Source organism: Pseudoxanthomonas jiangsuensis, from assembly GCF_010093185.1.
GTDB lineage: Bacteria > Pseudomonadota > Gammaproteobacteria > Xanthomonadales > Xanthomonadaceae > Pseudoxanthomonas > Pseudoxanthomonas jiangsuensis.
Map to the genome: position 1 here is coordinate 85,024 of NZ_PDWL01000009.1, position 25,077 is coordinate 110,100.

Below are 25,077 nucleotides of genomic sequence, written 5' to 3' on the forward strand. Positions count from 1 at the left end.
GCAGATGACGTTCGCGCAGGTGCGCCTGTTCACCGCCGCGGCCGAGCGCCAACACCGGCGTCGCCTGCGCGACCTCGCAACCGTCATGCGGGCCGCGCAGTACGACAAGAGCAACTTCGAGAAATTCCTGAAGACCCTCGATGGCTAACCCTGCAAGCCTGCGCGTCCGAATCTCCGCCGACCTGGCTGACATCAAGCAGGGCCTCGGCGTGCTGCGTGGAGAGCTGGCGGGCGTGCGCAAGCAGGCCGATGCGGCCCTGCCATCGCTGACCAACAACGCGGCAGTGCAGGGATTGCGGCGCATCCGGCAGGAGGTGGTGGCCCTGGCCGGTGCGTACCTGTCGCTGCGCGGCGCCAGCATCCTGGGCGCCATGGCCGACGAGGCCACGCAGATCCGCGGTCGCATCAGCGCCGCCAGCGGCGACTACCAGCGCCTGCTGCAGCTGGCCAACGAAACCCGCACCAGCCTGGCCGGCACTACGGACCTCTACGCCCGCATGGAGCGCAGCACGCGCAGCATGGGCCTGAGCCAGGAGAAGCTGCTCGACCTGACCCGCACGGTCAACCAGGCCATTCGCCTGTCGTTCGCCTCGCAGGGCGCGGCCGATGCTGCAATCACCCAGTTCGGCCAGGCGCTCGCTTCGGGCCAGCTCCGCGGCGAGGAGTTGAATTCAGTCCTCGAGCAGACGCCTCGCCTGGCCGAGGCGGTGGCCGCCGGCCTGGGCGTCGGAGTCGGCCAACTGCGCGCCATGGCCAAGGAAGGCAAGCTCACCAACGACCAGGTGCTCAAGGCGCTGGCCACCCAGGCCCAGCTGGTGGCGCGCGAGTTCGAGGCGATGCCGCGCACCATGGCCGACGCCTGGACCGTGCTGCGCAACAACCTGTTGGACTACGTGGGCAAGGTGGACCAGGCGCATGGGATCAGCCGCAAGCTCGCCGCGGCACTGACCACGCTGGCCCAGAACCTGCCGCGCTATCTCGATCCCCTGGTGGCCATCCTCGGCCAGATCATCCAGCACCTGGACGTGCTGGTCGTATTGATCGGCACCCGTCTGGCGTTGGCGGGCGCCGCGGCGATCCCCGCGCTCATTGCCCGGTTCGTCGCTTTGCGCGTTTCGATCATGGCCTCGGTCGCCGCGGCCACCACGCTGCGAGGCGCGCTGGCCCTGATCGGTGGCCCCATCGGCCTGGCCATCGCCGCCCTGGCCGCCGGCATCTACCTGCTGTACCAGCGCACCACCGAAGCCAAGCGTGCCGCGGAGGAGCACACCAAGGCGCTCGAGGCCAACAAGAACATGGCCCTGCAGAGCAAGGAAGCGGCGTTGGAGGACGCCAAGGCCAAGCGGCAGCAGGCAATCGATACGCTGAAAGCCGCCTCGGCCGCGCTGCAGGAGGCCAAGTACAAGTCCCAGGCCATCGGCACCGACATCGGCGGTGGCGGCCCCATGGGCATGCCGCGTGCGCGCATGGGCAACGCGGACCCGGAAGTGTCGCGCGCCCAGAATATGCAGGACCAGGCGCTGCAGCAACTCGCGGAATGGCAGCGCCAGATCGCCGAACTGGAGCGCGCGATCGAACAGTCGACGGAGAACGCAGCGACCGGCGTGGAAACCACCGGCGAGCGCATCACCGGCTCCAACGCGCTGCTGCGCGACTCCATCGAGCGTCAGCTGCGCGACCTGGACCGGATGTATGCCGCCCACGAAATCGGCATCACCGGGTATTACCAGGCCCGCCGCCAGCTGCAGCAGCAGGCCATCGATGCGGAGATCGAGCAGGCGCGCATGCAGTTGGCCGCTGCCGACAAGGGCGAGGCCCGCCAGCGGATCGAGGAAACCATCGTCAAGCTGCAGCGCGATCGCGCGGAGATCGCCACGGCCAGCGCCCGTGAGGAGAAAAAGGCAATCGAGGAGCTGGACAAGGCCGCCGGCGACATGTACGTGTCGCGCCTGGAGCGCGAGGGGCAACTGGCCCGTGCGGTCCGCGCCCGGCTGGAGGAGGAGTTCAAGGAGCGCATCGTCACCCTGCAGGCCAATGGCCGCGAGGAGGACGTGCGCACCATCCGCCTGCACATCGACGCCGAAGTGGCCAAGTCGCAGCTGGGCGAGTTCGACGAGAAGATGACGCGGGTGCTGGCCAACCTGCAGGCGAAGGAACAGTCCGTCGCGGCGCAGCAAGAAGCTGGGTTGCTGGGCATCATCGAGGGCGAGCGGCAGGTCAAGGAAGCACGGGCCGGTGCCATGCAGCAGTTGCTGGAGCTGCGCCAGGCCGCCGTCGACTTCATGGGAATGCTCGCGGCCGACAGCCCCGAGGCGCAGAAGGTGCTGGCGTTCCTCAACCAGCTGGACGGCAACATCGGCACCGTCGCCTCGTCGATGCAGCGGTTCCGCCAGCAGGTCTCCGACGCGGCCATCGAATCGGTCACCAACCTGTTCATGGACCTGGTGGACGGATCCAAGTCGGCCGGCGAGGCGCTGCGCGACTTCGTGCGCGGCTTTGCCCTAGCGATGGCGCAGATCGCCGCCCGGGCGCTGGCCACGTACCTGGTCCTGCAGCTGCTGGACGCCATCTATCCGGGCCTCGGCAAGGCCACCGCGGCCGGCATGAGCGCCGGCGTCCACCACACCGGCGGCATCGCCGGCCAGCCGGGCGTGCGTCGGCAGCTGCCTGCCTGGCTGTTCGGCGCAGCCCCGCGCTACCACACCGGCGGCATCGCCGGCCTGGGCCCGGACGAAGTGCCCGCCGTCCTGCAGCGCGGCGAAGAGGTGCTGACCCGCAACGACCCGCGGCACCGGGCCAACGGCGGCGCCGGTGGCGGCAGCAGCGCGCCGCCTTCGGTCGTGGTGGCCATCGGCGACAACGCCGTGGCCGATGCGCTGGCAGGCAAGGCAGGCGAGGACGTCGTGATGGCGCACGTCCGCAACAACTGGGATGGCCTGCATCGTGGCTGATCCCGTGGCGTGGACCTTCGCCTGCGGCGGCGAGATCGTCGAGCAGCTCGACGCCCTGACCGACGTGCTACCGGCCGAGAACGGCGTGGAGCAGCGCCGCGGCCTGCGCCTGTCGCCGCGCACCACGCTGGAGTTCAGCGGCCTGGAGGAGGGCGCCGCGCGCCGGCACCTGGAGCACCTGTTGCACGCCAACGGCGCCGGCCGGTGGTGGGTGCCGTTCCCGATGGACCGGGGCGCGCTGCCGGAACCGCTGGCCGCGGGCGCCACCGCCGTGCCCGTGGACACGCGCTGGCGCCACTACCGGGCCGGCGGCCGGGCGCTGCTGCTGGGCGCCACCCCGCGCGACTACGAGCTGGTGGATGTGGACGAGGTGGCCAGCGACGCGCTGACCCTCGCCGAGCCCACGGTGCGCGATTGGCCGGCAGGCACCGCAGTGCTGCCCGTGGCGCTGGCGCGGCTGGACGGGATGCCGTCGCTGTCCCGGTTCACGTCCGATGCGGTGCCGTACCAGGTGCGCTTCCTGTTCGAGGAACCGGTGGACTGGCCGGCGACCGCCGGCGCCGCGGAGTACCGCGACGTGCCCGTGCTGGAGGTCGCGCCCGACTGGGGCGATGACCCCGCCTGGACGCCGGAGCGCCAGTTCGTGGAGGAGGACAACGGCACTGCGCCGCCGGCGCGCTTCGACCCGCAGGGCGGGCCGCGCGGCCTGGCCATGCGCAACTACACGCTGCTCTCCATGGAGCAGGCCGCGGCCTTCCGCAGCCTCCTGTATGCGCTGGACGGCCGGCGCTGCCCCATCTGGCTGCCCTCGCTGGCCGGCGACCTGCAGGTGGTGGCCAACGTGTCCAACGGCGCCACCACGCTGGACGTGGGCTGGACCGGCCTGTCCGCCTGGCCGCTGGCCCAGGGGCGGCGTGACCTGCGCATCCAGCTGCGCAGCGGCACCGTGCTGTATCGCCGCATCACCGCCGCCACGGCCGTGGGCGACGACGTCGAGCGCCTGACCCTCGACGCGGCCATCGGCACCGGCTTCACCGCCGCGCAGGTGGCGCTGGTGTCGTTCCTGGTGCCGGTGCGCCAGGAGGCCGACGCCGTCGTGCTGCGCTGGTGGTCGCACGGCACCGCCAGCGCGCAACTGAGCTTCCGAGGGCTGCGCGATGGGCTTTAACCTCCGCGAACTCTCCCGCTTCCTCGGCCGCCCCGTTCAGCTGTTCGCCTTCACCCGGCAGAACCGGGTGTGGCGGTTCACCACGGCCGACCGCGACGTCACCGTGGGCGAGCACGTGTACCTGTCCGCGCCGGGCATCAGCCGCACGGCGATCCGCGAGAGCGGGGAGCGGGCGAAGAACAACGTGACGATCAAGCTGCCGTTCCTCACCGACCCGGGCGCGATCGAACTGCCGCCGACGCAGGACCTGGGCCGCAACTGGCTCCCGTACCCGCCCAGCGACCCGGTCTACGTGGACTGCATGACCTACCACGCGGACGACCCGGACGCCGAGGTCATCATCGACTGGACCGGCAAGGTGCTGCAGCCCAAGTGCAACGGCACGCTGCTGGAGCTGGTGTGCTCGCCCAGCCGCGCGGCCAAGGGCGCGTGGGTGGGCGGCGCGCCGCGCATCCAGCGCGCCTGCGACCGGCCGGTGTACTCGCAGGGTATCGGCCAGTGCAACCTCGACCCGGACGCGTGGGAGGTGGAGGCCACCGTCACCGACGTGGACGGCCTCACCCTGACCGCGGCCGAGTTCGAGCGCGACGACGGCATCGAGTGGCCGGGTGGATTCGTGCAGTGGGAGCGCGCCGACGGCATCGTCGAGACGCGCACCATCCGCGCCGCCTCCGGCCTGACCCTGACGCTGGACTACGGCGCGGCCGACCTGGGCGAGGTGACCAGCCTCAAGGCCTGGCCCGGCTGCCCGCACAACTGGGCCGGTTGCACCGCCCGCGACAACAACAAGAACTACGGCGGCTGCCTGTGCATGCCCGGCAAATCCGCCTTCGACGGAACCCGCGCCGTATGACCAACCCTCGCCGCACCGGCTTGCGCCGCCTCTGGTACGTCGCCTCGTGGCGCTGCCGCTACTGGTACCTGGACACGCGCGAAGGGCTGGTGGCGCGCATCGTGCTGGCGCTGGGGCTGCTGGTGGCGGCGGTGTGGAGCGCGTGGGCGTCGCTGCAGCAGATGCAGCGGCCGCCTGTGGCGGGGGAGCCGATCAAGGCGATCGCCGACTGGATCGTCTACGCGATCGTGTTCGTGGTGTCGCTGCTGGTCGCCTACGCCTTGGCGCCCAAGCCGCAGAGCGCCAAGCCGCAGAAAATCGAGGTCGCCCGCGTCGAAGACGGCGCCACCCTCAAACGCATCTACGGCCCGGTGTGGATCTCCGATCCGGTCGTGATCGGCGACAAGCCGATGGGCACCGTGGCCATCCGCAAGAAGGCCGGCAAGTCGCTCACCCTGAAGACCAAGTGGCAGACCGTCGGCTACTGGTACAAGCGCATCTTCCACTTCATGCTGTGCCGCGGCCCCATCGACAGCGTGCTGGCCATCCGCGCCGGCGACAAGGAGGTGTGGTCCGGCGAGCTGGGCGAGTCCTCCAACCTCTTCATTTCCCGCCTCAACCTGTGGGGCGGCGAGGACAGCGAGGGCGGCATCGAAGGCGTGTTCGAGTTCAAGTTCGGTGACGCCGACCAGGAGCCCAGCGCCTACCTCGCCGCCAACCTCGCCCCCGAACAAAGCGCCTACCGCGGCCGCGCCTCGGTCGTGTTCCAGGGCGGCCGCTGGGGCAACAGCCCCTACTTCAAATCGCCCGCGTTCCTGGTCTCGCGCACCCGCGAAGGCTGGGACAACGACGAGTGCTGGTATCCCGAGAAGGCGGAGGTGCCAGTAGGCTATGGTCCGCTGGAGCTATTGATCAGCGAAATTGCCCTGAAAGGGAGTGACGCAGACGGTAGTGGCGCCAATGCCTACGTCCTCAACGATGTTGGCCCGCAGGATCTGCTGCTTGTCACGATGCCCGAGGGGCTGACCTATACCGCATGGTCAGGCTGGGGATCCGACGACTCGACGACGCCGACGCCGCCCCCCGCGCCGGGCCACGTGTGGTTGCCTGCCTTCTGGGTTACAACCGACACAGGCACCACGGCCTACAACCAGACCTTCCACACCAGCGCAGCAGGAGCCTTCGCTGCAGCACAGGCCAACCTGCCCATCAATCTTTCCGGAGCTTCGAGCTATCGGTTCTGGCTCTATGACCCGTACCCTCCCGACAATCGCGGCGGCCTTTCGCTGCGTGTGCATCGGCAGCGATACCTGGTTGGCATGAACGCGGCGCACGTGCTCTATGACAGCCTCGTGGCGCGTGAGATGGACGGCGAGCCGGCTGCGCTGATCGACGATTCCGGGTGGCGCGCGGCGGCCGATCGGCTGCATGCGGAAGGGTTCGGCATCGGAACAGAGTTCGACGCCTCTTCTGAGACCATCGAGCAGTTCCAGCAGCGCCTGTGCGACCTGATCGGCGCACAGCTCTCGCGCGACCCCACCACGGGTCTGTGGCACCTGGACCTGATCCGCGACGACATCGGCGTCGATGACCTGCCGGTGCTCACCGACGACGACATCCTGGAGTTCGAGCGCCAGCCAGCCGTGCTGGACGAGGCGGTCAACCAGGTGGTCGTGGAGTGGTTCGACCCGCTGAAGAAGGAGAACCGCTCCACTGCGCCGCTACAGGCGTTGGGTGCGATCCAGGCGTTCGGCTCGGTCAACGGGGAAGTGCGCACCTTCCGCGAGATCCTCAACGAGACCCTCGCGCTTCGGGTAGGCGCCCGTGATCTGCGCGTTCGGTCCACGCCGCTGGAGCGGATCACGGCGTCCACCACGCGCGCACCTTACAGCTGGCGCAAGGGCCGCAAGTTCCGGCTGCAGGCGCCCAAGAAGGGCATCGCCGACATGGTGTGCGTGCTGGGCGAGGTTGACCGCGGGACGTTGCGCAGCGGCGCCCTGCGGATCACCGCAGTGCAGGACGTGGCTAGCATGCCGGACACCACCTACGTCGTAGGCGAGCCAGGCACGGCCCCCGAGATCCCGACGACTGCGGTGCCGGTTCCTTCTCAGGCGCTGTTCGAATCGCCCTACAGCGAACTGTTCCAAGTGTTAAGTGACGCCGATCTTGCGTACCTGTCGCCTACGCAGGGCTATGTGCTCGCCGTGGCCGCCGCGGCGCCGGCCGCGGTGGACTTTCTGCTGCAGACACAGGTCGATGGCGGCGGCTTTGAGGAAGCTCAGCCTGGCAGCTTCTGCCCGACCGCCACCGTGGTGGAAGCTTCGTTGACCGGCGGGCCTGCAGGCGGCCTGCTCCGGGTCGACTTCACGCTGGCGGCCCCTTCGGGGCTTGAGGGCGTGGAGCTTGGTACCGCCGCGCTGTGGGGAGACGAGCTGTGCCGTGTCGACGCGTTGGACGTCATGTCGCTCACGGTAACGCTGGGACGTGGTGTCGTGGACACGCCGCCTACTGAGCACGCCGCCGGCGAGCGCATCTGGTTCTACGACGCCTATGGCGTTATGGACCCTGAAGTCCGCTCGGCTGGTCAGCAGATCGATGCCAAGGCACAGACCCGGATGGGGAGCGACATTCTGGAGCTCTACCTGGCGCCCGTTTCCAGCGTCATCATGGCTTCCAGGGCGTCCCGGCCCTACGCGCCGGGCAAGCTGGAAGTGAACGGGGAGAGCTATCCAGTAGGCGCGTTGGCCACGACTGAGGTCACGTGGTCGCATCGTGATCGGCTGGCACAGGAGGCCGCCCTGATCGATGCCCTCGCTGAGGGGTTCGGCCCAGAGATCGGCACGACTTACACGGTTCGGTGGATTCTCAACGGCGTGCTGGACCATGAAGAGACAGGAATCGCGGGCACGGCCGCCGCGCACACGCCTTCCGGCAACGGCACGCTGCGTATCGAGGTCTGGGCCGTTCGGGATGGTCTGGAGAGCTGGAAACCTGCTGCCCACACGCTCGCATTCTTGCTCTCGCCATTGGAGCCTTACGTGGACGAGAGCGACCAAACCTACGCCGATCAAGACGGCAACGTATACGAGGGATAGGCATGGCCAACATCAGATTTGACAACGGCGCCGAGGTCACGGCTCCCGATCTCGAGCGCATCCCAGGGCTGACCGATCCTGAGGGCGCCCGCGAGGATGGTTGGATGACGCCGCGCCGGATCCGGCGTGCGATCGTCACAACGATAGGCCATGCTTCCGCCGGGACACTGACGATCGACTGCAGCCAGGGCGATTACTTCTTGGTGAACCTCCAGGCCGCTGCAACGCTGGCTTTTTCCAACGTGCCGCCAGCGGCATCGGTGACGATTCACTTTGTCCAAGACGGCACCGGCGGCCGCGTGGTGACCCTCCCGGGCGCTGCGAAGGCGATCGTCGGCAGCGACACCGCGATTCAGCCCAGCGCAAATGCGCGCACGGTCTCCCACTGGACCACACTCAACGCAGGCAGTCGCTGGGACTATTCGATGAAGGGCACAGCTGCATGAGTCTCTTGGCAGCTCACGGTGGGTTGCTGCCGCTGCAGGGCGTCCGACTGATCTCGCGCCTGGACTTCACCGCCATGCCTAACGGCCAGACCTTGACCGATGACACCGGCAAGATCTGGACGCCGAACGGCGGCTCTGGCGTTTCAAGCGGTCAGCTGGTGATGGCGCCCAACACCACCGATTACTTCACGACCCCGGACCACGCCGACTGGAATTTCGGTGCTGACGAGTTCTGCATCGAAATGATCGGGACCATCGCCAGCGGCACCACGCGCGAGGCGGGTATCGTCTCGAAGTGGTCGAGCGGCTGGTCCTGGTATGCCGGCACCGGTCCGAGCGCGGCTAACCTCGGGCTCTACATTCATTTGCAGGGTGGCAGCAACGAATGGCCGGTGGGTGCTGGCATCGTGAAGGGAGCCGAGGCCCATTTCGCGTGGTACCGCAATGCCAGCGGTCAGTTTTGGGTCGCGGTCAACGGCTCGGCCGCGCTGATCCGCGCCACGGCCACCCCGCTTCACACCTCGACTGACCCGGTCCGCATCGGTCCTCATGCTGCGGGCATCACCGGCGTCCCTTTCAGCGCCAAGCAGATGCGGGTCAGGAGGGGGCTCGGGTGCGCCTACTCGGGGACCAGTTTCACGCCGCCTGGCAGTTTGTAAGCCGTGGTGCCGCTGCTCGGGCGGCCCTCGATGGCGATGCGTCGCAGATCGGCGGGGAGCCGCGCATTCTCACCGGTCCCATAGAACTGCAACAGACTTCACATTTCCCAAGGAACGGCGCATTTTCCAGGGCCAGAAGGGCGCTTGGGCCCAATACGCAACGTCCGCAGGAGAATCAGGTATGAGCGATCTGCCGAAGTACACACTGACCAAAAACGAAAGCAAGGACCGCTGGGACCTCAAGAACGACGACACCGGGCGCACCAAGGCATCATTCGACACCAAAGCCGATGCGACCAAGGGCGGCGCCTTGAGCGACGTCCTCGGTGACAAAGGTGGTTCGGTCAAGATCCAGAAGGAAGATGGTCGCTATCAGGAAGAGCGCACCTACCCGCGGAGTAGCGACCCTCGAGGCTCCAAGGGGTAAGTAGTTTCTGACACTTCTTAGGGGCAAATCCTGAGGGCACGGCGCGGTCCGCCGCTGGATAGTGGCCTAGCCAGCACCGCGCGGCGCCGACCCTTGGAGTCCAGGCACCCTCACCCCGTGCGCGCCCCGTCGATTCCCCCTCGACGGGGCAGCTGGCTCCGTTAGCGCCGGGCCCGTGACCCTCGTGCCGAGACGTGGGGGTGTTCCGGTACATGCCAGCGCCAGGGAAACTCCGTGGCCCGGCTGATGCCTACTCGCGGACCGACGGCGGGCGCGGTCGGAGGAGGAACCCCGTCGCTCACGATGCCAATGCCGCGATCCCGGGTGACGATGTCGGCGCCGTCCAGCGCCCGCGTGATGCCGAACGCCTGGGAAAGGCGGCCGGGCCCGCTGGCCAGGTCGCGATCGCGTCGGGCGGCAGGACGAGCGGCCCGCATTGCCTCGATCCCGGCGAGCGGCTCGGCGGCTCGCAGCAGAACGCCCCAGCCTTCGCCCTCCGGCCCGCACACGGCGTTCGAGCCCCAGTGCATGCCGTAGGTGAAGTAGACGTACAGGTGGCCAGCCGGGCCGAACATGGTCGCCGTCCGCGCGGTGCGGCCGCGATAGGAGTGGGCGGCCGGGTCCCCGCTGCCGGCGTAGGCCTCGACCTCCACGATGCGCGCGGCGCGACCATCGTCCCGGACCAGAATCTTGTTCAGCAACTCGGGCGCGACGTCCACCGGGTGGCGCTGGTAGAACGCGCGGGGCAGGGGAGCCCAGAGCTCAGCCGTTGACGCCGGCACGCTCCACCATCTCCTGGAGCCGATCCAGGACGTAGGCCTGGTCCTCGGGCGCCGCGTCGCCGCACAGCCGATCGGTGCGGTCCTCGAACGCGCGGAAGAACGTGTCCATGTTCCGCTGCAGGGCCGGCAGCTCGGCCCTGATCTGCTCGAGGCGTAGTTCGATTTCGGCCCGGGTGAGGGCTGCGGGTTCGGGGGTGGCCATGCCGATAGGGTCCGCCTGGCGGTGTCGTCGTGGCGTGGACTCGCCTCAGGCGGCCTGGCGGTGCTCGTAGTACGGGTGCCGCTTGTCGTCGAAGATGCGGTAGAGGCTGGCGAGGTCGCCGGGCGTGGGGTTGAGCCAGGCGTCGAGTTGCTCGGGCTTGATGTTGATGATGGTGCGGTCGTGGCCGGCGGCGGCCACTTCGGGCTCCGGGTCGTCGGTGATGGCGGCGAAGCTGAGCAGGTCCGGCTCCTTGCCGGCCGGGTCGGTCCAGTGGGACCAGAGGCAGGCCACCAGCATGGGCTCGCCAGTGCGTGGTTCGAACTCCAGGATTCGGTTTTCACCGTCGATCTCGACGTGCTCGTAGAACCGGTCGGCGACCATGATTCCGTGGCTAACCCCGAACTGGCCGGCCCAGAAGCCCTCCAGGTTGTCCCGCCTCGCGTTGTAGGTCCCGGGGTACTTCCTGTCGTACAGGGCCGGCTTACCGCAGGGGCGGCACTGGTAGCGCATGGGCTTCAGCACGCGCTGGCCGTTCTCCCAGACCATCACCGGGCAGTACATGCCGGGGTAGATGCGGCTGTCCTCGGGCACCAGCTCGGGCCGCTTCAGTGCGTCCAGGCGCCGGCGCGCGGCCTTGCCCTTGTTCGTGCCGATGCGCACGTCCTCTTGGGCCTTCTTCGTCACCTTCACCTGCAGGGCGCGCTGGGCATCGCCGACGCGCCGGCGCAAGGCGAAGAGCTCCTCCTCCAGAGCCGCTATCGCGGCCGCCTCGGCCTGCTCGAGGTTCTCCCGCAGGTCGGGCGGGCCGATCGCCTTCAGTTCCCGGAGGGTGGCGCGCGGGGCCATTCCGACCGCCTTGAGCGGGCTCCGGCCTTGGTCCCACCAGAACGTCTTGATGTATTGGTTCAGGTCCATGACGGCCCCGAACTCGCGCTGGAACTGCTTCCACTCGGCGTGGACTTGGGCGGAATAGCACATGGGGCGGAGGGTACACCGGGGCCCGTCTCGGGGCGTGAGATCCTGACGCCCCATGCTGGGCACATGAACAGGTTAGAGAAGACTCGCGAGCTCGAGCAGCAGGCACTGGAACTGGAGCTGGACGTCGGCGGGGACTGGCGGGACCGGGCGCGCCGGTGTGCGTCAGCGACGGCGCTGCGCCGGCGGGCGGCCGCGCTTCGGGGCGGCCGGCCGGCGTTCGTGCCGGACTGGACCGAGGCGGCGGCGTAGCATCCCGAGCATGCTCCCCGCCGACTTCACCTGGAAGCGCCGCTGCCACCTGTCCACCGTCGACGACGGGCTGCACCTGGACGGCGTTCCCGTGGCGTACCTCATAGACAAGGTCGACGGGGGGTGGTTCGCCGTGCTGGAGATGCAGCGCGACCCCTTGTCCAAGCGCCCCCGCCGCGACTGCAGCAGCCTCGAAGCAGGCCGGCGCGGCTGCGAGCTATGGGCGACCCGGCACGAGGAGCGGCTGCGGCGCGAGGTCGCCGAGAAGATCGCGACCATGCCTTGGAACAACTGGAGGGGCGGCGGGTAGGGGCGGTTGATCGCCGGTGGCCGCGGCTCCGGCGTCAGGGCCTGCATGGACTGCCGTTTGGGCGGGCTCGGCTGCCAAGCCTCGGTAGAGCCGGCCCTAAAGCTCGCCTGAGGGATTCAGCATTGTAAAGGCCCCGCTGCTAGTATGCGGCCCAAAGGGGGGCGGCACATGACGCGGAAGGCATTCAAGCTCGTACCGGCGGTCCCGTTGGGCAAGCTGGAACTCGATACAAAGAATCCTCGCATCCGGGCAGGTCACGACGAGCCAGACTGCATTGCTCGGCTGCTGCGGAAGCCTAAGCAAATGCTAGCCCTAGCGAAGGACATCGCAGCGAGCGGACTATCCACGGCTCCCATTCTGGTCGAGCCGAAGGGTCGAAAGTACGTCGTGTGGGATGGGAACCGCCGCATAACCGCCTTGAAATTGCTGAACAATCCGGCGCTGGCGGGCAAGCCAGCAATCGCATCCCAATTTGCCGCCGTCGCGGCGTCTGCAGCCGTACCCATCCCGAAGTCGGTAGACGTTCTCTCTTCGACGAAGAAGGACGCGCTCCTCAAGGAAGTGTTCGCCCGCCATGCCGGCGGCCAGGACGGTGCCGGGCAGCTGACGTGGGACACCTTGTTGCGGACGATTTTCTTGCTGGGGCACCAGGCACAGTCTGATTATCGCCTAGCTGGCCTGCTGTTGATGTGGGCGGAGGACCAGGGCATCGATGTAGATGACCAGTTTCCGATATCCACGATCCATCGCTTTCTGAACAAGAAGCGTCTCGAGCGCCTTGGCTTCAAAGACTTGGGTAAATCGATCGAGCTCGCCATCCCTGAAGATGCTGCCGTGCGCGTCGTTGAGCGAATTGTCCATGACTTCGCTCCCGGCGGGTCGAGGGACGTTAACGACGTTTTCGAAGAAGACGCTCAGAACCGCTACATCGACGAGGTATTGAGGGACGCAGGCCTCCTCGCGCCGGAGCCGACTAGCACTGGCGGAGCGGGCAAAGGAGCGGGCGGCGACGGCGGCCGCCAGCAAAAGCCGGATGAGCGCCCGGGCGATACGGCTCGCGGCGGAGAGTCCGATGATGGTGGCTCGGAGGAGGACGAGGGGGAGTCCAAGCCGCCGAAGCGCGGCCGCGCCACTGTGAAGGCGGACTACGACCGAAAGTCCGTGGTCCGACCGCGCTTCAAGCCGGACTTCCCGGAGAACTATTGGAAGGCGCGCGAGGTCCTTCGAGAGCTTCGGCAGATCGAAACCGGAAAGAGCCCGATAGCTGCCGCCTCGCTATTTCGGGTCTTCTTCGAACTCAGCACGCGTGCTTATACGAAGCGCCATCAGCTCCCGGAGGTGCGGGAGACGCACAAGAACGCCCTCACGTGCCTGCGTCACATGCGGGCGCATGGCCGCCTAAGCGCGGGTGAGCATGACGCTGCACTTCGCCGCTTCCGTGAGAAGTCGCAGGCCGACATGCTGCTCCAGTACGCAACCCTGAACGACTACATGCACTCCTTCCAGCACATGCCGGACCGCCAATCTCTGCATGTACTTTGGACTGAAATCGAACCATATCTTGAGGCGTGCTGGGATGACGCTAGGCGGCCTCGATAACGGGGCGCATGGAGCCGGCAAGCCCAGGCACTTTCATGCCCTTGGCGAAGTAGATTAACTCGCGCCCGCGCGTGCGCTCCTGAGCCGTGTAGTTGAGCGTGTAGGTCAGCCCAGGGTAACCCCGATACAGGCGCTCGATCTCGGGGTGCGCGTCATATGACAGCATCCAGCGAGCGCGTGGCGGGAGCGTCTTGAGCGTGCCGGCCAGCAGACGGTGGTCCTGCTCCTCATAGAAGTTCAGGTAGAGGTCTTGGCCCTTCTGAAAGTAGGGTGGATCGAGATAGAAAAAATTCAGTTCAGCAATGCGAGAGGCCAAGCGTTTTATGAGGCGCCTCGCGTCCTCATGATGCAGATGAATGTGCGCGCGGCGGTCCGCAATGGTGCGAATTCGTCGAGACAAATCCGCCTTGTTGAATCTGGCGTCGATCTTCCATCTGCCGGTTTGGTCCTTTCCGCCGATGACGCCGGCGTTGAGGATTCCGGACCGGTTCGTCCGATTCAGAAAAAAGGTAGCAAATCCTAGCTCGAGGGGCGGCACATCCTCCCCCGCAAGGACGGCCTGCATACGGCGCCACGTGTCGATATTGACGGGCGTGTCGTTCACCAGCGCCAAGAGCCCATCGGTCTGTTCGAGCAGGGCGTGCCAGAAGGCGTGCACCTCCGGGCTGAGGTCGTTTATGTGAATGCGCTTTGCGTGCCCGGACAGCAAGAGGGAAATCGCCACGGCTGCTCCGCCGGCGTATGGCTCGACGTACGTACCTCCACAGACCCCGTTCAGCTCCATGGCCGAAGCCACGTAGCGCGCCAGCTTTCCTTTTCCCCCTGGATACCGCAGAGGCGTATGGAAGCTGTGGTCCATTGAGCGGTCGCGCTGGCCCCTAGTCATGTAGTCCCCTGGTCGCGGCGGAAGTATAGATTCGAGTGGGCCATGTTGCGGAGTACCCCGGACCGGCGCAGCCTCCAAGGGCTGGGCCCCGATTGCTTAACAATGGCTTGCAGACAAGGGGCTCAAGCATCTAGAATGGGCGACCTTAGCGGATCAGGATCCGCACGGGCTCCGGCAGATAGAGCCCGAATCCTGCCCCCGCTACCATGTTTCGAGGTTGTGTTTTTCCCTGGATTCCAGGGAATTCCGGATCCTCAAGACTGGGCTTGCAACGGCGCATGTTCCCGCCGTTGCGCCGATTCCAGCACCATCGGATGAGAAGCCCGGAAGGGCCTCTCGATCGACAAGAGGCCCGGATGGGCCTCTTGTCGTTTCCGGGGCCGCAATTTGCAGTCCGGTCCGTTCACCGCGTTGGAGTAGCCGCGTTACATGAGCGAGAAGACCAGCGAAATCGCACAGCTGCTGGCCCCGACCGTCGCGTCGCTGGGCCTGGAACTGCTGGGCATCGAGTACCTGCCGGCTCCCGGCGGCGCGACCCTGCGCCTGTACATCGACGTCCCCGCGGCCGAAGGTGAGGGCGAGGCCGCGCGTACCGTCACCATCGAGGACTGCGAGTCGGTCAGCCGCGAGGTCTCGGCCCAGCTCGACGTGGCCGACCCGATCTCCGGCAATTACACCCTCGAGGTGTCCTCGCCGGGCCTGGACCGGCCGCTGTTCGGCGCCGCCCATTTCGCCCGGTTCGCCGGCGAGCAGGCCAAGGTCGCGCTGAAGCTGCCGCAGGACGGCCGCCGCCGCCTGCAGGGCCGGATCATGCGGGTCGAGGGCGACACCGTCGTGTTCGACCTGGACGGCGCCGAGTTCGCGGTCGCCGCCGACAACATCGACCGGGCGCGCCTGGTTCCCGACTGGGAAGCCCTGGGCCTGGCGCCCTCCAAGCATTCGCCTTTCAGGGGCAAGCCCGCGGGCAAGCCCGGCAAGGCCAGCAAGCATCCGTCCAACAAGCCGGCGGCCGGTGAGCCGCACGCGGAGTAAAGAGATGAGCAAGGAACTTCTTCTGGTGGTTGACGCGGTCGCCAACGAAAAGGGCGTGCCGCGCGACGTGATCTTCGAGGCGCTGGAGGCCGCGCTGGCCTCGGCGGCCAAGAAGCGCTACATCGACCAGGACGTGGTCGCGCGCGTGGCGATCGACCGCAAGGATGGCAGCTACGAGACCTTCCGCCGCTGGGAAGTGGTGGCCGACGACGTGGTCATGGAATCGCCGGATCGCCAGATCCGTCTGATGGACGCGGTCGACGAGGCCGACGGCGTGGAGGTCGGCGACTTCATCGAGGAGCAGATCGAGAATCCGGAGTTCGGCCGCATCGCCGCCCAGGCCGCCAAGCAGGTGATCGTCCAGCGCGTGCGCGAGGCCGAGCGCCAGCAGGTCGTGGACGCCTGGAAGGACCGCGTCGGCGAGCTGGTCACCGGCGTGGTCAAGCGTGCCGAGCGCGGCAACATCTACGTCGACCTGGGCGGCAATGCCGAGGCCTTCATCCCGAAGGACAAGGGCATCCCGCGCGACGTGCTGCGCACCGGCGACCGCGTGCGCGGCTACCTGTTCGAGGTCCGCAGCGAGCCGCGCGGCCCGCAGCTGTTCATCAGCCGCGGCGCGCCGGAGTTCATGATCGAGCTGTTCAAGCTCGAGGTGCCGGAAGTGGGCCAGGGCCTGGTCGAGATCAAGGCCTGCGCCCGCGACCCGGGCGACCGCGCCAAGATCGCGGTGATCGCCCACGACACCCGCACCGACCCGATCGGCGCCTGCATCGGCATGCGCGGTTCGCGCGTGCAGGCGGTGAGCAACGAGCTCAACGGCGAGCGCGTGGACATCGTGCTGTGGAACGAGAACCCGGCCAACTTCGTCATCAACGCGATGGCGCCGGCCGAGGTCCAGTCGATCATCGTCGACGAGGAAAAGCATTCGATGGACCTGGCCGTGGCCGAGGACCGCCTGGCCCAGGCGATCGGCAAGGGCGGCCAGAACGTGCGCCTGGCCAGCCGCCTGACCGGCTGGCAGCTCAACGTCATGACCCAGGACCAGGTCGCGGCCAAGTCCGAGGCCGAGCAGGCGGTGGCCCGCCAGCTGTTCCAGGACAAGCTGGAAGTGGACGAGGAAATCGCCGGGATCCTGGTGGCCGAGGGCTTCAGCACGGTCGAGGAGATCGCCTACGTGCCGGTCGGCGAGCTGCTGTCGGTGGAGGGCTTCGACGAGGACATCGTCGAGGAGCTGCGCGCCCGCGCCCGCGACGCCCTGCTCAACGACGCCCTGGCGGTGGAGGAGGAGCTGGACGAGCACCAGCCGGCCGAGGACCTGCTGGCGCTGGAGGGCATGGACGAGGAGACCGCGTTCGCCTTGGCCAGCCACGGCGTGCGCACCAGCGAGGACCTGTCCGACCTGGCCGCCGACGAGGTGGTGGAGTTCGGCATCGAGGGCCTGGACGAGGCCCGGGCGGCGGCGCTGATCCTGGCCGCCCGCGCCGAGGAAATCGCCCGTTTGGAGCGTGGCGCGTGAACCGCGCCACCGGCCCGTCTGGAGCGCGGCGCGTGACCGCGCCCTGGATCCGCCTGGGACCGGGCGCGTGAGCGCCATGGCCGTTCGTCCGGAGTACGGCGCATGAGCCGGCGATGAACGCCGCCCTGCACCCGCCAGGGCTTAGAATCCGCGCTTCCCTTGCTCCTGGCGAGGGGGCGCCACCAAGAGCATAGGACTCGAATGTCGCAGCAAACCACCATCCGCAAGCTAGCCGAGCTGGTCAACGCCCCGGTCGAGAAGCTGCTCGAACAGCTGGCCGAGGCCGGCATGAAGTTCAGCGATCCCGACCAGGTCGTGACCAGTGCCGAGAAGCTCAAGCTGCTCGGCTTCCTCAAGCGCGCGCACGGCAAGGGCGACGCCCCGGCCGAGGAGATCATCGCCGCGCCAAAGAAGATCACCCTGGCCCGGCGCAAGGTCCAGGAGCTGACCGTCGGCGGTGGCCGCAGCAAGACCACGGTCAACGTCGAGGTCCGGCAGAAGCGTACCTACGTCAAGGGCAGCGAGGGCGCCGGCGATGCCGTGGCGCCGGCCGGCGCCGGCGGAGTGGACGACGAGCGCGCCGAGGTCCTGCGCAAGCTCGAGGAATCGCGCCAGCGCAACCTGGCCGAGCAGCAGCACCTGGCCGAGGTCGACCGCGTCCGCGCCGAGGAACTGGAGCGCAAGCGCCAGGAAGAGGAAGCGCAGCGCCGCGCCGAGGACGAGCAGCGCAAGGCCGAGGAAGATCGGCAGAAGGGCGCCACGGCCGGCCCCGCCGGCGGTGATGCCGCCGCGGCCCGTCCGGCGCGCGCGCCGGCGGCCCCCGCCCCCCGTCCGGCCACGCCCGACCGCGGTGCCGACGACGGCCGCGGCCACAAGCACAAGACCCGCGGCCCGCACGCGATGGTCGCCGGGATCGAGGACGACGACGCGGCCAGCCGCTTCGCCGGCCAGCTGCACCTGTCGGCCGCCGACCGCGCCCGCCGCCCCAGCGCCCGCCGGGGCGGCGGCAGCAACCGCGGCGGCAAGCCGCAGCGCCGGCACGACACCCGCGGCGGCAACGGCGGCGGCGCCGGCGGCTTCGAGCGCCCGACCGCGCCGGTGGTGCGCGAGGTGGCGATCGGCGATTCGATCACCGTGGCCGACCTGGCGCAGAAGCTCGCGCTCAAGGGCGGCGACGTGGTCAAGGCGATGTTCAAGATGGGCGTGATGGCCACCATCACCCAGACCATCGACCACGACACCGCCGCGCTGGTCACCGAGGAACTCGGCCACAAGGTGGTGCGCGCCGGCAGCGACGACGCCGAGAGCGAACTGCTGGCCCACGTCGAGCAGGCCCAGGGCGACCTGGCGCCGCGCCCGCCGGTGGTCACCATCATGGGCCACGTCGACCACGGCAAGACCTCGCTGCTGGACTACATCCGCCGCACCAAGGTCGCCACCGGCGAGGCCGGCGGCATCACCCAGCACATCGGCGCCTACCACGTGGAGACGCCCAAGGGCGTCATCAGCTTCCTGGATACGCCCGGCCACGCAGCCTTCACCTCGATGCGCGCGCGCGGCGCCAAGCTGACCGACATCGTGGTGCTGGTGGTGGCCGCCGACGACGGCGTCATGCCGCAGACCAAGGAAGCGATCCAGCACGCCAAGGCGGCCGGCGTGCCGCTGATCGTGGCGATCAACAAGATCGACAAGTCCGACGCCGACCCCCTGCGGGTCAAGAACGAGCTGCTCGCCGAGCAGGTCGTGGCCGAGGACTTCGGCGGCGACACCCAGATGGTCGAGCTGTCGGCCAAGACCGGCATGGGCGTGGACGATCTGCTGGATTCGATCTCGCTGCAGGCCGAGGTGCTCGAGCTCAAGGCGGTGCCGGAAGGCAACGCCAGCGGCGTGGTGATCGAATCGGCGCTGGACAAGGGCCGCGGCCCGGTCGCCACCGTGCTGGTCCAGCAGGGCCAGCTGAAGAAGGGCGACTACCTGGTCTGCGGCGTGCAGTACGGCCGCGTCCGCGCCCTGTTCGACGAGACTGGCGGCCAGCCGGCCGCGGCCGGCCCGTCGATCCCGGTGCAGGTGCTCGGCCTGTCGGGCGTGCCCGACGCCGGCGACGACTTCGTCGTGGTCAAGGACGAGCGCCTGGCCAAGGACGTGGCCCAGCAGCGCGACGCCAAGCGCCGCGAGTCGCGCCTGGTCCAGGCCGCGGGCAACCGCATGGAAGACATCATGGCCCAGATGGGCAAGGGCGAGGGCCAGCAGGTCCTCAACCTGCTGGTCAAGGCCGACGTGCAGGGCTCGGTGGAGGCGCTCAAGCAGGCGCTGGTGGCGCTTTCCAACGACCAGATCCGGATCAACGTGATCAGCTCGGGCGTGGGCGGCATCACCGAGTCGGACGCCAACATCGCCGCGACCACCAAGGCCACGGTGATCGGCTTCAACGTCCGCGCCGACGCCTCGGCGCGCCGGATCATCGAGTCCAACGGCGTGGACCTGCGCTACTTCTCGATCATCTACGACGTCATCGACCAGGTGAAGCAGGTGGCTTCGGGCCTGCTGGGCGTGGAGATCCGCGAGGAGATCATCGGCATCGCCGAGGTCCGCGACGTGTTCCGCAGCTCCAAGTTCGGCGCGGTGGCCGGCTGCATGGTCATCGAGGGCGTGGTCAAGCGCAACAAGCCGATCCGCGTGCTGCGCGACAACACCGTGGTGTTCGAGGGCGAGCTGGAATCGCTGCGCCGCTTCAAGGAGAACGTGGAGGAAGTGCGCAACGGCACCGAGTGTGGCATCGGCGTGAAGGAGTACAACGACGTCAAGGCCGGCGACCAGATCGAGTGCTTCGAGCGCATCGAGGTCCAGCGCACGCTGTAACGAGCGCGGAACGTCCGGGTCGGCGGCAATCGCCGGCCCCGGCGGCCGCACCGGACCGGACGGCCCTAGCGGCCGTCCTGTCGTTTGTGGAGACGGGCCGTCGCGCCCGGCAAGGAGTCCCAGATGCCGACCAAATCCTTCCATCGCACCGACCGGGTCTCGGCGCAGCTGCGCCGCGAGCTGGGCACGCTGGTCCACGAGGCCGTGCGCGAGCACGGGCTGCCTTCGGTCAGCGTCTCCGACGTGGAGGTCAGCCGCGACCTGGCCCATGCCAAGGTCTTCGTCACCGCCCTGATGCCGGACCGCTCGGCCGAGGCGGTCAAGGCGCTCAAGGAACTGGCGCGGGAGCTGCGCATGGAGCTGGCGCGGCGGGTCAAGCTGCGCCACGTGCCGGAGCTGCACTTCCACTACGACGACTCGGTCGACCGCGGCGAGCGGATCGAAACCCTGCTGCGCGACAACCCGGTCGCGGACCCGGACTCCGAACTGTAGGAGCCGGCCTGCCGGCGCCATGAACCGTCCCAAGATCCGCTTCCGTCCGCTCGACGGGATCCTGCTGCTGGACAAGCCGGCCGGCATGAGCTCCAACGCCGCCCTGCAGGCCGCGCGCCGCCTGTTCCGGGCCGAGAAAGGCGGCCACACCGGCAGCCTGGACCCGCTGGCCACCGGCTTGCTGCCTTTGTGCTTCGGCGAGGCCACCAAGCTGGCCGGACTGCTGCTGGGCGCGGACAAGGCTTACGAGGCCGGGATCGTGCTCGGCGCCACCACCGACACCGACGACGCCGACGGCCAGGTCCTGCTCGAGCGGCCGGTGCCGGCGCTGGACCGGGCCGTGCTGGAGGCGGCACTGGCGCCGCTGACCGGCGTCCTGCGCCAGCGCGCACCGGTGTACTCGGCGCTCAAGCAGGGCGGCGAGCCGCTGTACGCCCGCGCCCGCCGCGGCGAGGCGATCGAGGCGCCGGTGCGCGAGGTGGTGGTCCACGCGATCGAACTGCTCGACTTAGGTCCCGGCCGGCTGCGGCTGCGGGTGACCTGCGGCAGCGGTACCTACATCCGCAGCCTTGCGCGCGACCTGGGCGAGGCGCTGGGCTGCGGCGCCCACATCGCCAGCCTGCGGCGGCTGTGGGTGGAGCCGTTCAGGGAGCCGGCGATGTTCACCCTGGAACAGCTGGAAACCCTGGCCGGGCAGGACGAGGCGACGCTGGAGGCCTGCCTGCTGCCGCTGGCCGCGGGGCTGGCCAGTTTTCCAAGGGTCGAGCTGGCCGCGGCCGAGGCCGCCCGTTTCGCCCAGGGCCAGCGCCTGCGCGGCGCCTGGGCGGTGGCCGATCCGGCGGCGGTGTTCGGCCCCGACGGGGCGCCGTTGGGCCTGGCCCGGGTGGAGGAGGGCGGCCGCCTGTCGCCGCAGCGGCTGTTCCGCGGCGGCGGCCAGGACTCGCCGTGACGCCCGTCACCCTGGATGCGATGGGCTAACGCCTTGTCCGCAAAGGCCGTCGACGGTACAATTCGCGCGCCTTTTTCCGGGCAATCCCTTTCCGTCCCTTCCTGCTCCCCGAGCGGGGAAGGACGGCCATCCGCAAGCGGCGGGTCAGGCGGTGCGCGCAAAGCGTTCCTGCAGGCCTCGCATCTCAAGAGAAAACACCATGTCCATCGACACCCAGAAAGTCATCGCCGACAACGCGCGCGGCGCCAACGACACCGGCTCGCCGGAAGTCCAGGTCGCCCTGCTGACCGCCCGCATCGAGCAGCTGACCGAGCACTTCAAGACCCACAAGAAGGACCACCACAGCCGCCGCGGCCTGCTGCAGCTGGTCAACCGCCGCCGCAGCCTGCTCGACTACCTCAAGCGCAAGGATAACGAGCGTTACAAGGGCCTGATCGAGAAACTCGGCCTGCGTCGCTGATGCAAGACCCCGCCGCGGCGCAGAGATGCGCCGCGGTTTGCATTTCAGGCCGGGCTCTCCGGCCACCCGGTCGCGGCAAGGGCCGCACCCGGTCAATCGCAAGCAGAATCCCCAAGGAATCGACGTGGCAAAAATCACCAAAACCTTCCAGTACGGCAAGCACCAGGTCACCCTGGAAACCGGCGAAATCGCCCGCCAGGCCGGCGGTGCCGTCATCGTCAAGTTCGATGACACCGTGCTGCTGGTCTCCGCCGTAGCGGCGAAGTCGGCCCGTGAAGGCCAGGACTTCTTCCCGCTGACGGTCGACTACCAGGAGAAGTTCTACGCCGGCGGCCGCATCCCGGGTGGCTTCTTCAAGCGTGAAGGCCGCGCCACGGAGAAGGAGACGCTGATCTCCCGCCTGATCGACCGTCCGCTGCGCCCGCTGTTTCCGGAAGAGTTCCGCAACGAAGTGCAGGTCATCGCCACGGTGATGTCGCTGAACCCGGAAATCGACGGCGACATCCCGGCGCTGATCGGTGCTTCCGCCGCCGTCGCCCTGACCGGTGCGCCGTTCAACGGCCCGATCGGTGCGGCCAAGGTCGGCTACATCAACGGCGAGTACGTCCTGAACCCGACCGTCAGCGAGCTGAAGAACTCCAAGCTCGAGCTGGTCGTCGCCGGCACCTCCAACGCGGTGCTGATGGTGGAGTCCGAGGCGGCCGAGCTGTCCGAGGACGTGATGCTCGGCGCGGTGATGTTCGGCCACCGCGAGATGCAGAAGGCCATCGCGGTCATCAACGAGCTGGTCGCCGAAGCCGGCAAGCCGAAGTGGGACTGGCAGCCGCCGGCCAAGAACGAAGGCCTGATCTCCGCGCTGCGCCACGCCGTGGGCGACAGCCTGGCCGGTGCCTTCCAGGTGCGCGACAAGCTCGAGCGCCGCGACACCATCTCCAGCCTGAAGAAGGCGATCCTCGGCGCGCTGGCGCCGCAGGCCGAGTCCAATGCCTGGACCGCCGGCGAGCTGTCCAAGGAGTTCAGCGAGCAGGAATACCAGACCATGCGCAACTCGGTCCTCAAGACCAAGGTGCGCATCGACGGCCGTGCGCTGGACGAGGTGCGTCCGATCAACTCGCAGGTCAGCGTGCTGCCGCGCGTGCATGGTTCCTCGCTGTTCACCCGTGGCGAGACCCAGGCGATCGTCGCCGTCACCCTGGGCACCGCGCGCGATGGCCAGGTCATCGACGCGGTCTCCGGCGAGTACAAGGACCACTTCCTGTTCCATTACAACTTCCCCCCGTATTCGGTGGGCGAAGCCGGCCGCATGATGGGCCCGAAGCGCCGCGAGATCGGCCACGGCCGCCTGGCCAAGCGCGGCGTGCTCGCCGTGATGCCGACCATGGAATCCTTCCCGTACACCATCCGCGTGGTCTCGGAGATCACCGAGTCGAACGGCTCGTCGTCGATGGCCTCGGTCTGCGGCAGCTCGCTCGCGCTGATGGATGCCGGCGTGCCGATCAAGGCGCCGGTGGCGGGCATCGCGATGGGCTTGGTGAAGGAAGGCGACGAGTTCGTCGTGCTGTCGGACATCCTGGGTGACGAAGACCACCTGGGCGACATGGACTTCAAGGTCGCTGGCACCGCCGAGGGCGTGTCCGCCCTGCAGATGGACATCAAGATCGAAGGCATCACCGAAGAGATCATGAAGCAGGCGCTGTCGCAGGCGAAGGCCGGCCGGCTGCACATCCTCGGCGAAATGGCCAAGGCGATGAACGCCCCGCGCCAGGAGCTGAGCGAGTTCGCCCCGCGCCTGATCACCATCAAGATCCACCCCGACAAGATTCGCGAAGTGATCGGCAAGGGCGGTTCGGTGATCCAGGCCATCACCAAGGAAACCGGCACCCAGATCGACATCCAGGACGACGGCACGATCACCATCGCCTCGGTCAACGGCGCAGCCGGCCAGGCCGCCAAGGCCCGCATCGAGCAGATCACCTCGGACGTGGAGCCGGGCCGGATCTACGAGGGCAAGGTCGCCAAGATCATGGACTTCGGCGCGTTCGTGACCATCCTGCCGGGCAAGGACGGCCTGGTCCACGTCTCGCAGATCTCCAACGATCGCGTCGAGAAGGTCAGCGATGCGCTCAAGGAAGGCGACCTGGTCAAGGTCAAGGTGCTGGAAGTCGACAAGCAGGGCCGCATCCGCCTGTCGATCAAGGCCGTCGAGGAAGGCGAGGGCGTGGCGGAGTAATCCGCGCGCCAGGCTGGACTTGAAAAGGAGCGGGCTTCGGCCCGCTCCTTTTTTATGCGTGTCCGGGTGCGGTGCAGAGGCTGGGATGACGGGAGGCCGCAGCCCGGGGCCGGGCGCTACGCCGGCGGCCTTGTTGCCCTCAGGCCGCGTTGAGCGCTTCCAGCCCGGCGAAATCCAGGATCTCGACCCGGTAGGTCTCCGGCAAGGCGATCAGGCCGCGCGAGCGCAGGCCGGTCAGGCAGCGGCTGACCGTCTCCACGGTCAGGCCCAGATGATCGGCGATGTCCGCGCGCGGCATCGGCAGGGAGATCGAACGGCCGGCATTGCCGGCGCGGGCCTGCTGTGCGGCCAGCTTGAGCAGGAAGTCGGCCATGCGCTCGGTCGGATTCATCCGCGCCAGCGCCATCATCTGCTCGCGCGCCGAGTCCAGCTCGGTGCAGGCCCGTTCCAGCAGCTTGGCCTGCAGCTGCGGGAACTGGACGCCCAGCCGCGCCATCGCATCGGTGCCGAAGCGGCACAGCTCGGTCTCGGCCAGGGCCTCGACGTCGTGCTGGTGCACCGGCGCGCCGGACAGGCCGACGAAATCGCCGGGCAGGGCGAAGCCGGCCACCTGGCGGCGGCCGTCGGCCGATAGCCGCACCAGCCGCAGCGCGCCGCGGGTGACGGTGAACACGTGCTTGCGCGGCTCGCCCTGGCGGGCCAGGACCGCGCCGGGACCGAGCAGCTGCACGCCCGCCACTGCGTCCAGCGCGTGCATCTCCTCGTGGGTGAGGGCCGAGCAGATCGCCAGATGCCGCACCTGGCAGTGCGCGCAGGGACCCAGGGGTACGGCGTCGCCGGGTGGCGGGGTCAGGCAGGGACTGTCGAACGGGGGCCAGGCCATGCATGGGACCGTGGTGGGATGGCGCCCATGATACCCGGACCGGCGTGAGCGCCACGCGGATGCGGGCCGGCC

At 68.4% G+C, this 25,077-nt stretch carries 22 protein-coding genes; 17 read left to right on the plus strand and 5 right to left on the minus strand.

The window, feature by feature from the left end; translation table 11 throughout:
- Positions 1-4: 4 nt before the first annotated feature.
- The 8 genes from CSC62_RS07650 to CSC62_RS07685 all read left to right on the plus strand — a co-directional run bounded on the left by CSC62_RS07650 (position 5) and on the right by CSC62_RS07685 (position 9,578).
- Positions 5-148 carry a hypothetical protein gene (locus CSC62_RS07650; RefSeq protein WP_162405580.1) on the plus strand — a complete coding sequence of 48 codons (144 nt, stop codon included), beginning with the start codon at positions 5-7 and terminating at the stop codon, positions 146-148.
- A complete protein-coding gene (locus CSC62_RS07655; protein WP_162405581.1) occupies positions 141-2,951 on the plus strand; it encodes a tape measure protein in 2,811 nt (936 codons plus the stop codon). The genes CSC62_RS07650 and CSC62_RS07655 overlap by 8 nt, the downstream gene beginning before the upstream one ends.
- Positions 2,944-4,119: a hypothetical protein gene (locus CSC62_RS07660; RefSeq protein ID WP_162405582.1), complete on the plus strand. Its 1,176-nt coding sequence runs from the start codon at positions 2,944-2,946 to the stop codon at positions 4,117-4,119. The genes CSC62_RS07655 and CSC62_RS07660 overlap by 8 nt, the downstream gene beginning before the upstream one ends.
- The gene (locus tag CSC62_RS07665) at positions 4,109-4,972 is read left to right on the plus strand and encodes a baseplate hub domain-containing protein (RefSeq protein WP_162405583.1); all 864 of its coding nucleotides are present in this window, start codon (positions 4,109-4,111) and stop codon (positions 4,970-4,972) included. Before CSC62_RS07660 ends, CSC62_RS07665 begins: the two co-directional genes overlap by 11 nt.
- A complete protein-coding gene (locus CSC62_RS07670) occupies positions 4,969-8,046 on the plus strand; it encodes a phage tail protein (protein WP_162405584.1) in 3,078 nt (1,025 codons plus the stop codon). The genes CSC62_RS07665 and CSC62_RS07670 overlap by 4 nt, the downstream gene beginning before the upstream one ends.
- Before the next feature lie 2 nt (positions 8,047-8,048).
- A complete protein-coding gene (locus CSC62_RS07675; protein WP_162405585.1) occupies positions 8,049-8,492 on the plus strand; it encodes a hypothetical protein in 444 nt (147 codons plus the stop codon).
- A 23-nt stretch (positions 8,493-8,515) separates the two neighbouring features.
- Entirely contained in the window at positions 8,516-9,151 is a 636-nt protein-coding gene (locus CSC62_RS07680) for a hypothetical protein (protein WP_162405586.1), read from the plus strand.
- Between the two features lie 181 nt (positions 9,152-9,332).
- Positions 9,333-9,578, plus strand: a complete 246-nt coding sequence (locus tag CSC62_RS07685; RefSeq protein WP_162405587.1) for a DUF2188 domain-containing protein — start codon at positions 9,333-9,335, stop codon at positions 9,576-9,578.
- Between the two features lie 161 nt (positions 9,579-9,739).
- Here CSC62_RS07685 and CSC62_RS07690 read toward each other — a convergent pair whose 3' ends face one another.
- From CSC62_RS07690 to CSC62_RS07700, 3 genes are read right to left on the minus strand one after another with little or no spacing between them, the layout of a single operon-like run.
- A complete protein-coding gene (locus CSC62_RS07690; protein ID WP_162405588.1) occupies positions 9,740-10,360 on the minus strand; it encodes a DNA-3-methyladenine glycosylase in 621 nt (206 codons plus the stop codon).
- Positions 10,341-10,562: a hypothetical protein gene (locus CSC62_RS07695; RefSeq protein ID WP_162405589.1), complete on the minus strand. Its 222-nt coding sequence runs from the start codon at positions 10,560-10,562 to the stop codon at positions 10,341-10,343. The genes CSC62_RS07690 and CSC62_RS07695 overlap by 20 nt, the downstream gene beginning before the upstream one ends.
- 45 nt (positions 10,563-10,607) lie before the next feature.
- Positions 10,608-11,540: an SOS response-associated peptidase family protein gene (locus CSC62_RS07700; protein WP_162405590.1), complete on the minus strand. Its 933-nt coding sequence runs from the start codon at positions 11,538-11,540 to the stop codon at positions 10,608-10,610.
- 259 nt (positions 11,541-11,799) lie between these two features.
- Between CSC62_RS07700 and CSC62_RS07705 the strand changes: the two genes are divergently transcribed.
- Positions 11,800-12,099, plus strand: coding sequence for a hypothetical protein (locus tag CSC62_RS07705; RefSeq protein ID WP_162405591.1), 300 nt, complete (start codon positions 11,800-11,802; stop codon positions 12,097-12,099).
- Between the two features lie 417 nt (positions 12,100-12,516).
- Positions 12,517-13,698: a hypothetical protein gene (locus CSC62_RS07710; RefSeq protein WP_246194280.1), complete on the plus strand. Its 1,182-nt coding sequence runs from the start codon at positions 12,517-12,519 to the stop codon at positions 13,696-13,698.
- On the opposite strand, the gene CSC62_RS07715 is transcribed toward CSC62_RS07710, so the two are convergent.
- The gene (locus CSC62_RS07715; RefSeq protein ID WP_343039599.1) at positions 13,682-14,584 is read right to left on the minus strand and encodes a DNA adenine methylase; all 903 of its coding nucleotides are present in this window, start codon (positions 14,582-14,584) and stop codon (positions 13,682-13,684) included. The genes CSC62_RS07710 and CSC62_RS07715 overlap by 17 nt on opposite strands.
- A gap of 429 nt (positions 14,585-15,013) precedes the next feature.
- On the opposite strand from CSC62_RS07715, the gene rimP reads away from it, so the two are divergent.
- The 7 genes from rimP to pnp all read left to right on the plus strand — a co-directional run bounded on the left by rimP (position 15,014) and on the right by pnp (position 24,122).
- Positions 15,014-15,616 carry a ribosome maturation factor RimP gene (rimP, locus tag CSC62_RS07720; protein ID WP_162405594.1) on the plus strand — a complete coding sequence of 201 codons (603 nt, stop codon included), beginning with the start codon at positions 15,014-15,016 and terminating at the stop codon, positions 15,614-15,616.
- A gap of 4 nt (positions 15,617-15,620) precedes the next feature.
- Positions 15,621-17,132, plus strand: coding sequence for a transcription termination factor NusA (nusA, locus tag CSC62_RS07725; protein ID WP_162405595.1), 1,512 nt, complete (start codon positions 15,621-15,623; stop codon positions 17,130-17,132).
- A gap of 201 nt (positions 17,133-17,333) precedes the next feature.
- On the plus strand, positions 17,334-19,991 hold the full coding sequence (gene infB, locus CSC62_RS07730) for a translation initiation factor IF-2 (protein WP_162405596.1): 2,658 nt from the start codon (positions 17,334-17,336) through the stop codon (positions 19,989-19,991).
- A gap of 123 nt (positions 19,992-20,114) precedes the next feature.
- Positions 20,115-20,483 (plus strand): 30S ribosome-binding factor RbfA, encoded by a 369-nt coding sequence (rbfA, locus tag CSC62_RS07735; protein ID WP_162405597.1) that lies wholly within the window; start codon positions 20,115-20,117, stop codon positions 20,481-20,483.
- A 19-nt stretch (positions 20,484-20,502) separates the two neighbouring features.
- Complete coding sequence (gene truB, locus CSC62_RS07740; RefSeq protein WP_162405598.1) at positions 20,503-21,432, plus strand: tRNA pseudouridine(55) synthase TruB; 930 nt, start codon at positions 20,503-20,505, stop codon at positions 21,430-21,432.
- 199 nt (positions 21,433-21,631) lie between these two features.
- Entirely contained in the window at positions 21,632-21,892 is a 261-nt protein-coding gene (gene rpsO / locus CSC62_RS07745; RefSeq protein WP_162405599.1) for a 30S ribosomal protein S15, read from the plus strand.
- Between the two features lie 124 nt (positions 21,893-22,016).
- Entirely contained in the window at positions 22,017-24,122 is a 2,106-nt protein-coding gene (gene pnp / locus CSC62_RS07750; RefSeq protein WP_162405600.1) for a polyribonucleotide nucleotidyltransferase, read from the plus strand.
- 139 nt (positions 24,123-24,261) lie between these two features.
- Here the strand turns inward: pnp and CSC62_RS07755 are convergent, their stop codons facing one another.
- On the minus strand, positions 24,262-25,005 hold the full coding sequence (locus CSC62_RS07755) for a Crp/Fnr family transcriptional regulator (protein WP_162405601.1): 744 nt from the start codon (positions 25,003-25,005) through the stop codon (positions 24,262-24,264).
- Positions 25,006-25,077: the final 72 nt, after the last annotated feature.

Coding starts and splice junctions, on each gene's coding strand:
- CSC62_RS07650 (WP_162405580.1), top strand. CDS start 5: ATGACGTTCGCGCAGGTGCGCCTGTTCACCGCCGCGGCCGAGCGCCAA.
- CSC62_RS07655 (WP_162405581.1), top strand. CDS start 141: ATGGCTAACCCTGCAAGCCTGCGCGTCCGAATCTCCGCCGACCTGGCT.
- CSC62_RS07665 (WP_162405583.1), top strand. CDS start 4,109: ATGGGCTTTAACCTCCGCGAACTCTCCCGCTTCCTCGGCCGCCCCGTT.
- CSC62_RS07670 (WP_162405584.1), top strand. CDS start 4,969: ATGACCAACCCTCGCCGCACCGGCTTGCGCCGCCTCTGGTACGTCGCC.
- CSC62_RS07675 (WP_162405585.1), top strand. CDS start 8,049: ATGGCCAACATCAGATTTGACAACGGCGCCGAGGTCACGGCTCCCGAT.
- CSC62_RS07685 (WP_162405587.1), top strand. CDS start 9,333: ATGAGCGATCTGCCGAAGTACACACTGACCAAAAACGAAAGCAAGGAC.
- CSC62_RS07695 (WP_162405589.1), bottom strand. CDS start 10,562: ATGGCCACCCCCGAACCCGCAGCCCTCACCCGGGCCGAAATCGAACTA.
- CSC62_RS07700 (WP_162405590.1), bottom strand. CDS start 11,540: ATGTGCTATTCCGCCCAAGTCCACGCCGAGTGGAAGCAGTTCCAGCGC.
- CSC62_RS07705 (WP_162405591.1), top strand. CDS start 11,800: ATGCTCCCCGCCGACTTCACCTGGAAGCGCCGCTGCCACCTGTCCACC.
- CSC62_RS07715 (WP_343039599.1), bottom strand. CDS start 14,584: ATGACTAGGGGCCAGCGCGACCGCTCAATGGACCACAGCTTCCATACG.
- rimP (WP_162405594.1), top strand. CDS start 15,014: ATGAGCGAGAAGACCAGCGAAATCGCACAGCTGCTGGCCCCGACCGTC.
- nusA (WP_162405595.1), top strand. CDS start 15,621: ATGAGCAAGGAACTTCTTCTGGTGGTTGACGCGGTCGCCAACGAAAAG.
- infB (WP_162405596.1), top strand. CDS start 17,334: ATGTCGCAGCAAACCACCATCCGCAAGCTAGCCGAGCTGGTCAACGCC.
- rbfA (WP_162405597.1), top strand. CDS start 20,115: ATGCCGACCAAATCCTTCCATCGCACCGACCGGGTCTCGGCGCAGCTG.
- truB (WP_162405598.1), top strand. CDS start 20,503: ATGAACCGTCCCAAGATCCGCTTCCGTCCGCTCGACGGGATCCTGCTG.
- rpsO (WP_162405599.1), top strand. CDS start 21,632: ATGTCCATCGACACCCAGAAAGTCATCGCCGACAACGCGCGCGGCGCC.
- CSC62_RS07755 (WP_162405601.1), bottom strand. CDS start 25,005: ATGGCCTGGCCCCCGTTCGACAGTCCCTGCCTGACCCCGCCACCCGGC.